A 15,182-nucleotide genomic window follows, 5' to 3' on the forward strand; every position below is an offset into this window, starting at 1 on the left:
GCGGTCGTGCGCAGCGACGAGGGCTTGCCAGATCACCGGCGGTTGTTCGGCGACGTGGACGCGGGGGAGGGCGACGCGGGCAGGTCGGTCCTGTCGCCCGCGGCGTACCTGGTGGAGCTGCTGCGGCTGGCGGAGGCCGCGGGGCTCGGGCCGGCGCTGCTGGAGCGGCGTCCCGACCTGCGGGACGTGGTGCTCGACGGGGACCACACCTTCACCGAGGTCCCGTACCTGGACGTGGTCAACGGGGCGCTGGAGCGGCTGCTCGGCGAGGACCCGGACGGGACGCTGCGGGGGCTGCGGCATCCGTTCGGGCTGCCGTTCTCGCTGCACGACGCCCGCTTCCGCCGCTACCTGAGTGAGGCGGGGGTGGCTCCGGAGGAGCTGTACCGGCTGTTCGCCGAGCCGGTGGACGACGACGTGGCGGCCAGGGAACGGCTCGGGCTCACCGCGGCCGACGCCGGGCTGATCGTGACGCCGGTCGCGGACGAGGCCGGGCTGCGCGAGGCGTACGGGCTGGCCCCCGGCGAGCCGCTGGACGCGCTCCAGGACGTGCCCCGCTTCCTCGCGGCCACCGGCCTGGACGCGGCGGGCCTTCGCGCGCTGCTCCTCGGCGACGGCCTCCGCCCGGCGGCCGGATTGTTCGTGCACCAGGGAGAGCCGGTCGCCGTCGCGCCGGACGAGCGGCGGCTCGTGCTCGGCGACGGGACGCGGCCGGTCCCGCCGGAGTGGTACGACCGGGCCGCCCGGCTGGTCCGCCTGGCGCTGCGGACCGGCCTGCCCCTGCCCGACCTGGACCTGGTGGTGACGGCGTGCGCGGGCGGCCGCCTCGACGCGGCCGCCCTGCGCGCCCTCGCGGTCGCCGTGCGGCTGCGCGACGAGCACGGCCTGACCCTGGCCGAGGTGTGCCGCCTGGTCGCGCCGCTCCGTCCCGACGGCCTGGACCTGCTGCCGGAGCCGTCCGGCGACGTGCTCGCCCCCCACCAGGGCGACTACCGCGCGGCCCTGGCCAGGGCGCTCGGCCTGACGCCGGCCGAGCTGGCCGAGATCGTCACCCGCTACCGGCGGCGCTACGACGCGCTGGAGCCGAGCCCGTTCGACCGGGGCGGCCTCGGCACGCCCGCCCTCGCGCTGCTGTGGCGGGCCGGCCGGCTGGCCGGACTGCTCGGCCTGCCCGTGGGGGAGCTGTTCGACCTGGTGGAGGCACTGGAGCACGACCCGTCGCTGCGCCGCTACGGCACCTTCGGCGTGCTCGGCGGCGCGGGCGCGGAGACCGCCGACTGCTACCGCGTCCTGGAGGCGGGCGACCCCGCGGCGAGCCTCTGGCTGGTGCAGACGTTGTCGGCGGTGGCGGCCTGGATGCAGGGGGCCGGGTTCACGACGGGCGACCTGGCGGCGCTGCTGGGGAGCGGGCCGGACGACGCCGACCTGCTCCCCGTGGTGTCCGGCGTGCCGGCCAGGCTCGCGCCGGTCGCGCTGACGCCGGAGTCGCTGCGCTCGGGCCGGTTCGGGGCGCGGGCCGCCGCGGTGCTGCACGACGTGCTCACCGCCTACGACGACGGCGTGGTCTCGCCCCGCGAGCCCCGGCTGCTGCGGCTGGAGGAGACGCGGGTGCGGGCCGCCGCCTACGACGCGGTGACCGACCTCGGCGTGCTCGTCCAGGAGGACTTCCTGGGGCTCGGCCTGGAGGAGCGGCTGGCCGCGAAGGTCCACGGCGCGCTGGTCAGGCGCGGCGTCGTGCGGGACGGGCTGCTCGACCCCGGCCGGCTGCGGGACGACCTGGGCGGCGGCGGTTACGCGGCCGTGCGGGAGCCGCTGTTCAAGCTGATCGGCACGCTGATCAACGGCGAGGCCGTGCTGTACCCGTCCGACCTGGGCGCGCTGGCCGACCTGGACGAGGGGCGGCGGGCCGAGCTGTACGACAACCTGGTCTTCAACGGCTACCTCGACCCGGACGGCACGCTGCGGCGGCCGGAGTTCTTCGCCGACCACGACAACCTGGCCGGCTTCCAGGTGGACGCCGACCTCGCCGACGTCACCCCCGCCGCGCTGGCCGTGCTGCGCGACCGGATCGCGCGTTACCGCGCGGAGCCCCTGGAGCTCGACCCGGCGATCTTCGACGGCCTGCGGCTCGGCGAGGCGCGGCTGGGCCGGCTCGCCGAGAGCCTGCGCTTCAACGGCTACCTCGCCCAGGACGGGACGTACGCGGACAAGGCGGCGCTGGAGGCGCTGGAGCCGGACGCGTTCGGGCTGGCCGTGGAGTTCTACCCGCATCGGCGGGAGATCCTGGAGGCGATGCGCGGGCAGGTCGCCGCCTTCCGCCGCGGCCTGTACGCCGTCACCCCCGCCGACTTCGCCGAGGCGGCCGACGAGGCGATGGCCGGGCGGGTGCTCGACGCGCTCGCCGGATACCTGCGCGAGGGCCGGGTGGCCGACGAGACCCTGTTCGACGGACCCGCGGCCGGCCGGGCGGGCGGTTCGAAGGGCGAGGCCACAGACGGCGCAGACGGCGCTGACGGCGCGGACGCCACAGACGGCGCTGACGGCGTGGACCTCGGCCCGTGGTTCACCCCCGCCGAGCGCGCCGTGATCGTCGCCCGGGTGGCCGAGGTGCTGGCCGACCAGCGGCCGTACCGGCTGGACCCGCGCGCCCTCGCCGCGCTCGGCTTCACCCCGGACGAACGCGACGGCCTGGTGGCCATGCTGACGAGCCGCGGCGACCTGACCCCCGCGCTCGCGGTGCCGCTCGACCGCCTGGCCTACTTCGCCGACCCCGGCAACGCGCCCGGCTACCGCCTGCCGGGCCTGGAGGACTACGGCGAGGAGCTGTTCGACCTGCTCCGCGCGGCGGCCGTGGAGCTGACGGCGGCGCTCGCCGAGATCGGCGACCGGCTGGCCGAGCTGGCCGCCGCCCAGCGCGCCGCGCTCGCCGAGGCGCTCGGCGACGCGCTGGGCGTGCCCGCCGCCACGGCGGGCGCGATCGCCGAAGGGGTGACCGGCGGCCCCGACCAGGCGCTGGACGTCCTGGCCGGGCCCCTCCTGGAGGCGGCGGACGACGGCGGGCTGCGGGCCGTCCCCGCCGACCCGCACCTGCGGGCCGCCCTGCGCCGGGTGCGCCGCTTCGCGCTGCTGGCCGCCAAGCTGGGCCTGGACGCCACCGGTACCGGCGTGGCCTTCCAGGACCAGGACCTCGCGGGCAAGTTCCCCGAGCCGCTGGCCGCGCCGCCCGGCGTGGAGCGCTTCGACGCGCTGCTCGCCGGCCGCGACGGCCTCATCCACGCCTTCGCGGGCGCGTTCTGCTGGACCTACGCGGCCGGCACCTACGAGCCGGCCGGCTCCCGCCCGGTGCCGCTCGCCGCCCTGTCGCCGCACTTCGCCGGCTTCACCCGGGTGGACGCCGCCTTCGCGCTGCCCGACGGCACCGAGTGGATCGTCGGCAGGGGCGGGGACGGCCGCTCGCACGCCTTCACCCGGCCGCCCGGCGAGCTGCGCTGGGCCGCGCGCGAGCAGGTGTGGGGCGCGGTCCGCAACGCCTTCGACGACGCCTCCCGCGTGGACGCCGCCTTCGCCGACGCCGACGGCCGGGTCTACCTGTTCCGCGGCGACCAGTACGTGCGTTACTCCGGGCCCGGCTACGACCACGCCGACGAGGGGTATCCCCGGCCGGTCGCCGAGTGGTGGGAGGACCGCGGGGGCGTGCTGCCCCCGGCCTTCCGCGCCGGCGTGGACGCCGCCTTCCAGGCACCCGACGGCGGCACGCACGTGTTCGCGGGCGAGCGCTGGCTCGCCACGGGCGGCGCCGACCGGCCCCCTGACGCCGACCGGGCCCTTGACGCCGCCCGGCCTCTCGACGCCGCCCGGCCGATCGGCGAGCGCTGGGGCCGGGTGCGGAATGCCTTCGACGGGGCGGCCCGCGTGGACGCGGCCTGCGCCGACGGCCCGTCGTGCCTGCTGTTCGCCGGCGACCAGGTCGTGGCCTGCTCGGGCGCGCTGGAGGACCCCGGCCTGCGCGCGGACGCGGGCCACCCGAGGCTGGTCACAAGCCGCTTCCCGGGCCTGCCCGCCGGGTTCGAGCGCGACCTCGACGCCGCCTTCACCGCCGCCGACGGCGTGACGCACCTGTTCAGGAACGGCCTGACGGTGGCGCTGACCGGCGGGACGCCGGAGCAGCCGGTGCCCGTGGCCGAGCGCTGGGGGCTGGTGCGCCCGCTGTTCGACGGCGGCGTGGACGCGGCCTTCGCCGGGCTCGACGGCCGCACGTACGTCTTCGCCGGCGACCGGTACGTCCGCTACTCCGGCGGCGACTACACCTACGCCGACCTCGGCTACCCGCGCTCGATCGCGGGCGACTGGGGCGGCCTGGACCGGGTGGACGCGGCGTTCGTCATGGACGGCGGCACGTACCTGTTCGGCCAGGGCGGCCTGCTGTTCGAGCTGCCGCCGGAGGAGGACGTCGGCGAGGAGGCCGGGCGGCCGTCGCCGGCGCTGCGGCGGCGGCTCGCCGACCACGGCCTGACCGCGTCGGCCGTCGAGCCGGCGGAGGAGGGGGAGTGGCGGGTGACGACGCTGGAGGACGTCGTCGTCGTGCTGCGGCGCGACGCGGCGGGCCTGCGGGCCCGCGCCGACGGCCCCTTCTACGTGCGCTACTCCACCAGGGACTACACCCGCCCGGACGACGGCTACCCGAAGCCGCTGTCCGGCAACTGGTGGAACCTGCCGGACGGGCTGGAGTTCGGGCCGGTGGACGCGGTGTTCACCGGCGCGGACGGGCGCACCTACCTGTTCTCGGGCGAGCGGTTCGTGGCGCACGACAACCGGCTGCGCTGGTGGTCGGAGCCCCGGACGCTGCGCGAGGGCTGGGCGAGCCTGCCCTTCGCCCGGGTGGACGCGGCCTTCACCGGGGTGGACGGCCGCACCTACGTCTTCTCCGGCGACCGTTACGTGCGTTACTCCGGCGGCGACCTCACCCGGGTGGACGACGGCCATCCCGCCTCGGTCCCCGCTCACTGGGGACGGGTGCCGTCCAACCTGGCCCGTACGGGGACCGTGGACGCCGCCCTGGTCGCGGACGGGCGCACGTACCTGTTCTCCGGCGACCAGTACGTCCGCTACACCGGGCAGGACTACGCCCACGTCGAGGACGGCTACCCGCGCGCCCTGTCCGAGCTGCGGCACGAGCCCGGCCTGGGCGCGCTGGACGTCCCCCTGGACGGGGTGGACGCCGCCTACGCCGACCGGCGCACGGCGTACCTGTTCCGGGGCGGGCGCTGGCACGCGGTCTCGCAGGAGGCGTACCGCCGCTACGCGGACCTCGGCCCGGTGCGGTGCGCGTTCAGCGAGGACGGCCGGCCGGTGGTCGAGCGGGAGAGCGGCTGGGCGCGGCGCTCGGCGCTGGAGGGCGTCCAGGCGGCCGAGGCCCCCTACCTGCCGCGCGTGCTGCGCGAGGTGCCCGACGCCTACCGGAGCGGGCTGGACGCCGTGCTGCCGGGCACGGACGGCACGACGTACCTGTTCAAGGGGGCGTCCTGCTACGACACGCGGCTCGCGGCGGAGTACCCGCTGGCCGAGGAGTGGGGCAGACCGCGTAACACGATTTATCAAGACAACAAGGTGGATGCGGCGTTCGTTGGCCGGGACGGGCGCACCTACCTGTTCTCCGGCGACCAGTACGTCACCTACACGAACGCCGACGGCCCCGCCGACGGCGACCCGCGCCCGATCGCGCCCGACTGGGGCGGCCTGACCGCCGTCACCCTCGCCTACGTCCGCGACGGCCGCACCTACCTGTTCGAGCCGCCCGCCCCGGACGGCTCCCTGCGCCACCTCGTCCTCGACGGCGACCACTACGCCGACCCCGGCGAGCCCCGGGTCGCCGGCCCCGGCTTCTGGCAGGTCCCCGAGGAGTACGGGCTGACCGGGCCGCCGCGCGCCGTGCTGGCGGAGCAGGGCACGACGCTGCTGCTGTACGACGCGCAGGCGGTGCCCTACGACGAGGCCACCGGCCGCTGGTCGCCGCCGCGCCCGCTCGACCGGATCTGGCGCGGCCTCGGCACGGGGCTGCGCACCGCGTTCACGGCCGCCGACGGCACGACCTACTTCTTCCTCGCCGACCGGTACGCCCGGTTCGACCCCGACCGTGTGCTGTCCCCGTTCGCCCCGATCCGCGAGCGGTGGGGACACACCCCGAACCCGTTCGCGCCCGACGCCGGCGCCGCCCGCGTGGACGCGGCCGTGGTGGTGCGCGGCGGGACGACGTACCTGTTCTCCGGCGACCGCTACGTCCGCTACAGCGGCCCCGACTACCGCTACGTGGACGAGGGCTACCCGAAGCGGATCGTCGGCGGGCTGCGGCGGGAGCCGGCGTTCGTGAACCTGCCGGAGTCGTTCGACGAGGAGGTCGCCGGGCGGCTGGAGGCCGGCCAGGCGCGGGCGCTGGACGCGGTGCTCTGCGACGACCGCACCGCCTACCTGTTCACCGGCGACGCCTGCCACGCGGTCTCGCGCGAGCTGACGGCCACGTACGAGCTGGCCCGGCTCGGCCGGGTCCGCAACGCGCTCGCCGAGCGGCGGCGGGTGGACGCCGCCCTGGTCGCGGACGGGCGCACCTACCTGTTCTCCGGCGACCAGTACCTCCGCTACTCCACCCCCGGCCAGGAGCACTGCGACGACGGCCACCCGCGCGAGATCGCCGCCGCGCTGCCCGCCGAGCTGGGCCTGCCCGAGCTGCCCGCCCCGTTCGGGTACGGCCTGGACGCCGCCTTCCGCGCCCCCAGCGGCGAGATCCACCTGTTCAGCGGCCCCCTCCACCTCGGCGGCGGCCAACCGGGACCGGGTCCGATCGCCGGCGTCTGGGGACGGGTGCGCAACGCCTTCGCCGACGCGGGCGGCTCCGACCTGGACGCCGCCTTCGTCGCGCCCACCGGCGAGCTGTACGCCTTCAAGGGCGGCCAGTACGTCCGCTACCCGCCCGGCGACCCGCTCCGCGCCGAGGAGGGCTGCCCGCGCGCGGTCACGGCCGGCTTCGGCGGGCTGCCGCCCGGCTTCGCGGCGGGCCCGGACGCCGCCTTCGTCTTCGAAGGGGCGACGTACCTGCTCAAGGGCGACCAGTACGTGCGCTACCCGGACGCCTCCTACGCCCGCCCGGACCGCACCTTCCCCCGGCCCTTCCGCGACCGCTGGGCGGCGAGCGCCGACTACCGGCTGGCCGACGTGCACACCATCGCGCGCTTCGCCGAGCTGGCGAGGGCCCGGCCGGGGCTGGCCGCGTTCCTGCTGACCGGCGCGCGCGAGGTGCCCGACCCGTACGCGACGCTGTCGGAGCTGTTCGGCTGGGACGCGGGCGAGGTGCGCTGGGCCCGCCGCCACGGCGGCCTGCTCACCCCGGTCACGGACGAGGAGGAGCGCTTCGAGATCGAGTTCGTGCTGCGCCTGGCCGAGGTGTTCGCGGCCGCCGACCGGCTGGCCGCCGCGCCGTCCATGCTGCACGACCGGGTGTGGGCGCCCGCGTACGGGCCGGACGGCTCGCCGGCGGCCGCCGCCGACGCCCTGTACGAGCTGCTGCGCCGCGCCCACCCCGGCGACTGGCCCGCGCTCGCCGCGCGCCTCGGCGACGAGCTGAACCTGCGGCGGCGCGACGCCCTCGTGCCCGCCGTGCTCGCCGTGCGCGGCGGCCCCGCCGACCCTGGCGGGCCGCAGGACGCGCGCGACCTGTACGACCGCCTGCTCCTCGACGTCGGGACCGGCGCCGCCGCCCGCACCTCGCCGGTCCGCGAGGCCGTCGCCGCCGTCCAGCTCCACCTGCACCGCTACCTGCTCGGCCTGGAGCGGCCGGACCCGCCCGGCGAGAACGGCGGGGACGGCGGGGACGGCGGGGACGGCGAGGAGACCCGGCGGCGGGTGCGCGCCTGGTGGGCGTGGCTGCGCGACTACCGGCTGTGGGAGGCCAACAGGAAGGTCTTCCTCTACCCGGAGAACTACGTCCGGCCGGAGCTCCGCCCGGGTAGGACGCCCGCCTTCCGCGCCCTGGAGAACGACCTGCTCCAGGGTGAGATCACCGAGGAGGCCGCCCAGCGCGCCTACAAGCGCTACCTCGACGAGTACACCGAGGTCTCCCGCCTGGCCATCGCCGGCGGCTACGTCTACCGCGAGGACGGCGCGCCCGCCGGCGCCCGCAAGCTCGTCCTGTTCGGCCGCACCCGCACCGAGCCGCGCCGCTACTACCACCGGATGGCCGCCTTCCGCGACGACGGCCGCCTGTCCGCGACCTGGGAGCCCTGGTCGAAGGTGGACGTGCAGATCGACGCCGACCTGGTGGACCCGGTGCACGCGTTCGGCCGGATCTTCGTGTTCTGGACCGTGCTGGACACCGTGCCCCCCGAGCGGACGTCGAGCACCACCATCACCACCCGCCCCGAGGGCGCGGGCCAGCGCGTCTCCGCGCCGCCGCTCACCTACCGCGTCAAGATCTACTACTCCTTCCGCAACCTCGACGGCGCGTGGGTGCCCGCCCAGCTCCTCCCGCTGGACGAGCGCGCCGCCGCCCCCGTCTCCGACGTGCGGCTGTACGTGCAGGCCACGCGGACGGTCCCCGGCGGCCCGCCGGGACGGCACGACGCGATCCTCGTCACCTGCTCCTACACCGTGCACCCGCCCGACGGACGGCCGCGGCCCGTCCACTCCGGCATCACGCTCACCCCCGAGCTGTACGCCGTCCGCGCCGACGACGTGCCCCCGCCGCCGCGCGCCGCCCGCCTGGACCGGATCTTCGCCGAGCCCGACGCCGGTCTCGTCCCCGACGCCGCCGTGGTCCGGCTCAACATGCCCGCCGACAGCCAGGACGGCCCCTGGATCAGCGTGGACCACAAGGGCGGCAGCTTCCTGTGCCGCCCCGTCCTGCCCGCCGACGCCGCCGCGCCCGAGCTGCCGCTGCGCGGCAACCCCGACAACCTGCCGGTCGCCCGCGTCACGGCCGCCGCCGAGCTGCCCGACGGCACCCGCTGCTTCTTCGACGACCGGGGCCGCTACCTCGTCGTCGCCCCCGGTCAGCGGGCCGCCGACGCCGCCTGGGCCGACACCGCCTCCCGCTGGGGCCTGGCCGGCACGCCGCTGTACCGCGGCGGGCAGGTGGACGCGGCGCTGGTCCGCCAGGACCACACGTACCTGTTCGCCGGGCCGCTCTACTACCGCTACACCGGCCCGCCGTTCGGCGAGCTGGACGCCGGCTACCCCCGGCCGCTCGCCGGCAACGCGGAGAACCTGCCCCGCTGGGACCGCGTCGACGCCGCCTGCACCGCGCCCGACGGCACCGAGATCTTCCACTCCCGCGAGCACGGCACCGTCCGCTCGCCCGCCCTCGACCGGCCGGGGCCGCCCGGCTGGGGCCTGCCCGACGACACGGCGATCGACGCCCTGCTCGTGCTGAAGAGACGCCTGTACGTGTTCACCGGCGACTCCTACCTGCGCGTCAGCGGCGACGCCGGCCCCGACCCCGGCTACCCCAAGCCGCTGGCCGGCAACAAGGAGGGGCTGCCGCAGTCCGGGCCGGTGCGCGCGCCGTTCCCGGCCGGCGACGGCGCCTGCTTCTTCGACACCGCGGCCGGCACCTGGTCCGGGCCCGGCGGCTCCGGCCCGATCCGCGCCCTCGGCCTGGTCCGCGAGGGCGCGCTCGGCGCGGTGGACGCCGCCTACGTCGCCGCCGGCGCGCTGTACCTGACCAGCGGCGCCCGGATCGTCCGCTACACCCTCGACGGATCGGCCGTGCCGGACGTCGCCGACGACGGCTACCCCGCGCCGCTGTCCGGCCCGATCGACGCCGTGATCGTCCGCAACGAGGTCCGCTACGCCTTCCGCGGCGCGGACTACGCCGCCTTCGGCCCCGCCCCCGAGCCCGGGCCCGGCCCGCTCGACCTCGCCCCGGTCGCCGGGAACTGGGCGGGCCTGCCCGACGGCTTCGCCGGCCGCCGCACCGCGGCGCTCGACGGCGGCGACCTCTACCTGTTCCTCGGCGACACCTACGTCAAGTACGCCCGCGACGCCGGCGACCGGCAGGCGCAGCGCCCCTACGAGTACGCCGGCCTGCCGCACCAGGTGGTCCGCCTCACCTCCAGCACCGCCTACCGGCTCAACCGGGCGCTGCTGGTCGGCGGCGTGCCCGCGCTGCTGTCCCCGGAGACGCAGGAGAGCGACGAGCTGCCCGCCTTCGGCACCGGCGAGTCGTCGGCGACCGTCATCCGGGTGCGTGACGCCGTCGCCCACGCCGGCCTGCCCGACAGCTCCCACCTGGACTTCCAGAGCGCCAACGGCGGCTACTACTGGGAGATCTTCTTCCACGCGCCGATGCTCATCGCCCAGGCGCTCAACGCCGCCCAGCGCCACGAGGACGCCCGCCGCTGGCACGACTACGTCTTCGACCCCACCCAGGCCGCCCGCTACTGGCGCTTCCTGCCGTTCCTCGCCATGGACGTGGCCGCGCTCGCCGGGGCGATCCGCGCCGCCCTGGACCGGCTCGGCGACGGCGGCGCCGCCCTGGCCGCCGCGCTCGCGCCGGTGCTCGCCACGCTGGACCGGCTCGTGCCCGCCTTCCGCGGCCTGGAAGAGCTGTCCGGCGAGGACGAGGCCGTGCTCGCCGGCTACGAGAGCACCGGCCTCGCCGCGGTCCGCCAGGCCCTCGCCGAGGCCGGCGGCGACGCCGCCCTGCGGGCCGGGCTGGGCGAGCTGGTCGAGCTGGTCGCCCGGCTGGGCCGCCAGCACGCGCTGGCGGGGGACCGGCGGCGGCTGCTGGAGGCGTACCTGGAGGACCCGTTCGACCCGCACGCCATCGCCGCGCTGCGGCCGCTCGCCTACCGGCGGGCCGTCGTCATGGCGTACGTGGACAACCTGCTCGACTGGGGGGACACGCTGTTCCGCCGGTTCACCGCCGAGAGCGTCGACGAGGCCAGGCTGCTCTACGTCCTCGCCCAGGACCTGCTCGGCCCGCGTCCCGGGCGGATCGGGCCGCGCGCCCTGCCTCCGGCCACCGGCTACGCGGGCCTCGCCGTGGACGGCGCCGGGCTCGACGCCGAGCGGGCCGAGCTGACCAGGGACGGCCTGCTGCTCCAGGGCCCCGGCGAGGTCCACCGGGGCGTCGCCGACCCCTACTTCCACGTCCCCGGCAACGAGGTGTTCGCCGGCTACTGGGACCGCGTCGAGGACCGGCTGCGCAAGATCAGGCAGTCGCTGGACATCATGGGCGTGGGCCGGCCGGTGCCGCTGTTCGAGCCGCCCGCCGACGTGGCCGCGCTGGTGGCCGGGACGGCGGCGGGGCTGCCCGCCGCGCAGGTCGCCGCCGCGCAGGCCGCGCCGGTGCCGCACTACCGCTTCGGCTACCTGTTCAGGAAGGCGCAGGACGTCGTGGACCAGGTGCGCCGCCTGGGCTCCGACCTGCTGTCGGTGCTGGAGCGGCGCGACGCCGAACAGCTCGCCCTGCTGCAGAACCGGCAGGAGAGCGGCGTGCTCCAGCTCACCCGCGCCGTCAAGGAGGCGCAGGTCCAGGCGGCCGCCGAGGGCGTGCGCGAGCTCCAGGCCGCCCGCCAGGGCGCCGAGCAGCGGGTGCAGCACTACGACATGCTGCTGACCGACGGCATGTCGCCGCTCCAGCTCGCCCGCCTGGAGCTGCTCGGGCTGAGCGCGACCGCGCACTTCACCGCCAGCGGGCTGAAGATCGGCTCGGCCATCGCGCTCGGGCTGCCGCAGGCGCTGATCGGGCCGTTCATCGCCGGGACCGAGTTCGGCGGCAAGCAGGTCGGGTCCTCGCTCGACAAGGGCGCCGACGTCACCAACCTGGTCGGCGAAGGGCTCAGCACGCTCGGCGAGGCGCTGGCGCTGCGCTCCGACTTCGAGCGCACCGTCCAGGAGTGGACGCTCCAGCTCGCCCTCGCCAGGAGCGACGCCGAGCAGCTGGACCACCAGCTCGCCGCCGCGCGGCAGCAGCTCGCCGCCGCCCAGCAGGACCTGCGGGTGCTCCAGCAGGAGACGGCCAACGCCGAGGAGATCGGCAGGTTCCTCAAGGACAAGTTCGGCAGCGCCCAGCTCTACCAGTGGATGGCGGGCCGGCTGACCGGCGTGTACGCCCAGGCCGCCACCCTGGCCTGGGAGCTGGCCAGGTCCGCCGAGCGCGCCTACCAGTACGAGCGGGGCGACCTGACCGCCTTCATCCGGCCGTCGTACACCGACGGCGGGCACCAGGGCCTGCTTGCGGGCGAGGCGCTGGCGCTCGACCTGGAACGCCTCGGCAAGGCGTACGCCGAGAGCGACCGGCGCGGCCTGGAGATCGTGAAGAAGGTGTCGCTGCTCGGCCTCGACCCGCTCGCCCTGCTCACCCTCAGGGACACCGGGACGTGCGAGTTCGCCTTCACCGAGGCGTTGTTCGACCGCGACTTCCCCGGCCACTACCGGCGGCGGCTGCGCACCCTGTCGGTGGCCTTCCTGACCGCCGACGGGCCGGTGGGCCACTACGCCACGCTCACCCAGCTCGACGGCAAGACCGTGCTGGAGCCCGACCCGAGGGCCGTGCGGTTCCTGCTCGACCCGAAGGGCGCGCCGCCGTCCTCGCTGCGCGCCGACTGGCGGGGCGGGCAGCAGATCGCGCTGTCCGACCTGGAGGAGTACCGCGACAACAACGGCCTGTTCGAGCTGCGCCTGGACGACGAGAGGTATCTGCCGTTCGAGGGGTCGGGGGCGGTCTCGCGCTGGCGGCTGGCGTTGTCGGCCCGCTCCGCGCCCGCGCTGCGCGACGTGGTGATCACCGTCAAGTACGAGGCCATCCAGGGCGGGGACGCCTTCGCCGGCGCGGTCAGGGGGATGCTGAAGCCGTACCCGGCGGCCCGCCACCTCGACGTGGCGGACGTCTTCCCCGACCTGTGGGAGGCGTTCACCGGCGACGACGGCGCCGCCGAGCTGACCCTGCCGCTGACGGCCGCGATGCTGCCCGGCCTCAGCGGCCGGCAGATCACCGGCCTCGCCGCCCTCTACGACCCGCCCGGCGTCGCGGCCCGCTTCCTCGTCGGGGGCGACCGGCGGCTCGCGCTCGACCCGGGCCGGCTCGTCCCCGTCACGCTGCCCGTCGTCGGCGGCCCCGGCCTGCGGCTCGTCCTGGACGGCGACGTCGCGGCCGGCAAGGCCGCCCTGTCCGATCTCGGCCTGGTGATCGCCTACCGGGCCGCCGTACCGTAGGAGGAGGCGGCATGCCCGCGCGCGGCCAGAACAACTCCCGCAAGAAGACCAGGAAACGGTCGCCGAAGCCGCCCGGCGTGCACCCGCCCCCGGCGCCGATCACCAAGTCGAAACGGTCGGCCCCGCCGGCCGTGGTGGCGCTCGCCCCGCCGCCCGCCCGCCGCGCCTCCTTCAAGCAGGCCGACCAGGACGTGCTCAACACCGCCTTCGCCGCCTTCTACCACAGCGACGGCAGGCGGCGCACCATCAGCACCGGCAGGGTGAAACGGCGGCTCTACAGCTTCATGGGCAAGGGCGGCCCCGGCTATCTCACCCAGGCCGTCACGAAGGGGGAGTTCGACACGCTCGTCAACCAGGGGAAGGTGGGCAAGGACTACACGGTTCAAGCCCAGGACAGCTCGGTCACCAACGACGTCGCGCTGGCCAAGGGCGACTACTTCCACGTGATCAGCGAGCACTACACCGGGAGCAAGGCCGACCGGCAGGCCACCGCCCGCCGCATCATCGTCAACGTCAAGGACCAGCGGGCCGCGCTGGCGGCGTCCCACGCGCTCGCCGCCCTGTTCACGGACCGGTCGCTGGACCCCTACTTCCGCTCGTTCAAGGTGTACCTGTCCGCCACGCCCGACCCCAACCAGAAGGTCAAGTACGACAAGCTCGTCGTCTACTACCAGCGCCCCCCGGGGAACGGGCCCGACACCGTGGGCGACCAGATCACCGGCGCGCTCAAGAAGGCGGTGCCGGAGACGGACCGCGACCCGAAGGTCAGCGCCTTCTACGCGATCCTCGCTCCCGGCCTCGCCTGGGCGCAGGAGCCGAAGTACTACCTGAAGAACGTCCAGGGCAGCTTCACCGAGAGCCGCAGGGACATCATCGCCAAGGTCATCGAGGACAACCCGGCGGTGACGGACGAGAACGCGTTCGCCGTCCTGGTGGAGGACGCCTTCCAGAAGGCGGGCGTGGACCCGCGGGCCCCGCACCGCCACCTGTGAGCGCGGCGGGTCAGCCCGCCGCCTCCAGCCCGCTGCGGTAGCGTCCCGGCGCGGTGCCGAACTCGCGCTTGAACGCCTTGGCGAAGGCGAACTCCGAGGCGTACCCGCTGCGCTCGGCCACCGAGCGGAGCGGCAGGTCCGACTCGCGCAGCAGCCGCGCCGCCGTCGTCATCCGCCACCACGTCAGGTACGCCAGCGGCGGCGCGCCCACGGTCGCGGTGAACCGCTGCGCGAACGCGGCCCGCGACAGCCCGGCCACGGCCGCCAGCGACTGGACCGTCCACGGGCGGGCCGGGCGGGCGTGCACGGCGCGCAGCGCCTCCATGATCCGCGGGTCGCGGAGGGCCGCCGCCCAGCCGGTGTCCTCGCCGGCGGGGCGGCTCTCGTACCAGGCGCGCAGGAGGTAGAGGAGCAGGACGTCGAGGAGCGCCCCGGCGGCCGCGTCCGCGCCGGGCCCGGGGGAGCCGCCCAGCTCGCCGGCGAGCAGCGCGATCGCGCCGCGCAGCGCGGGGTGGTCGTCGCCGGCCGGGATGAGCATGACGTCGGGCAGCTCGGTCAGCAGCGGGTGCAGCCGCGACTGGTCGAGCCGGTACGCCCCGCACAGCAGCTCCGTCACCGGCCCGCCGCCGCCCTGGGTCAGCGACTCGGCCGGCGGCGTCGCCGGCGTGTCGGCCAGGCCGTGGCCCAGCTCGCGGGGCAGGAACACGACGTCCCCGGCGCGCAGCGCGACCGGCTCGCCCCGCGCCGGCAGCAGGTGGCATTCGCCCCGCAGGACCACGTGGAACCCGGCGCCCTGCTGCGGCCGGAAGCGCACGCCCCAGGGGGCGCGGACCACGGTGCGCGAGGCGTGCGGGCGGCCGGTGCGCATGGCGGCGAGGGCGTCGCTGAGCACGTCCATGACCACCACGCTAACCCCGCCTCCCGCCCGTCCCCGCCCGTTTCCGCGCGGCCCGGACGATCGGACATGACCGCCGGAGCCTGGGA

3 protein-coding genes are annotated in these 15,182 nt (G+C 76.2%); 2 read left to right on the forward strand and 1 reads right to left on the reverse strand.

Annotated features, from left to right (window positions below):
- Positions 1-6 precede the first annotated feature (6 nt).
- On the forward strand, positions 7-13,206 hold the full coding sequence (locus MF672_RS40235; protein WP_242374869.1) for a hemopexin repeat-containing protein: 13,200 nt from the start codon (positions 7-9) through the stop codon (positions 13,204-13,206).
- A gap of 11 nt (positions 13,207-13,217) precedes the next feature.
- Positions 13,218-14,198 (forward strand): T3SS effector HopA1 family protein, encoded by a 981-nt coding sequence (locus MF672_RS40240; protein WP_242374870.1) that lies wholly within the window; start codon positions 13,218-13,220, stop codon positions 14,196-14,198.
- A gap of 10 nt (positions 14,199-14,208) precedes the next feature.
- On the opposite strand, the gene MF672_RS40245 is transcribed toward MF672_RS40240, so the two are convergent.
- A complete protein-coding gene (locus MF672_RS40245; protein WP_242374871.1) occupies positions 14,209-15,096 on the reverse strand; it encodes an AraC family transcriptional regulator in 888 nt (295 codons plus the stop codon).
- Positions 15,097-15,182 lie beyond the last annotated feature (86 nt).

Origin of the sequence: Actinomadura luzonensis (assembly GCF_022664455.2) — a bacterium.
GTDB lineage: Bacteria > Actinomycetota > Actinomycetes > Streptosporangiales > Streptosporangiaceae > Nonomuraea > Nonomuraea luzonensis.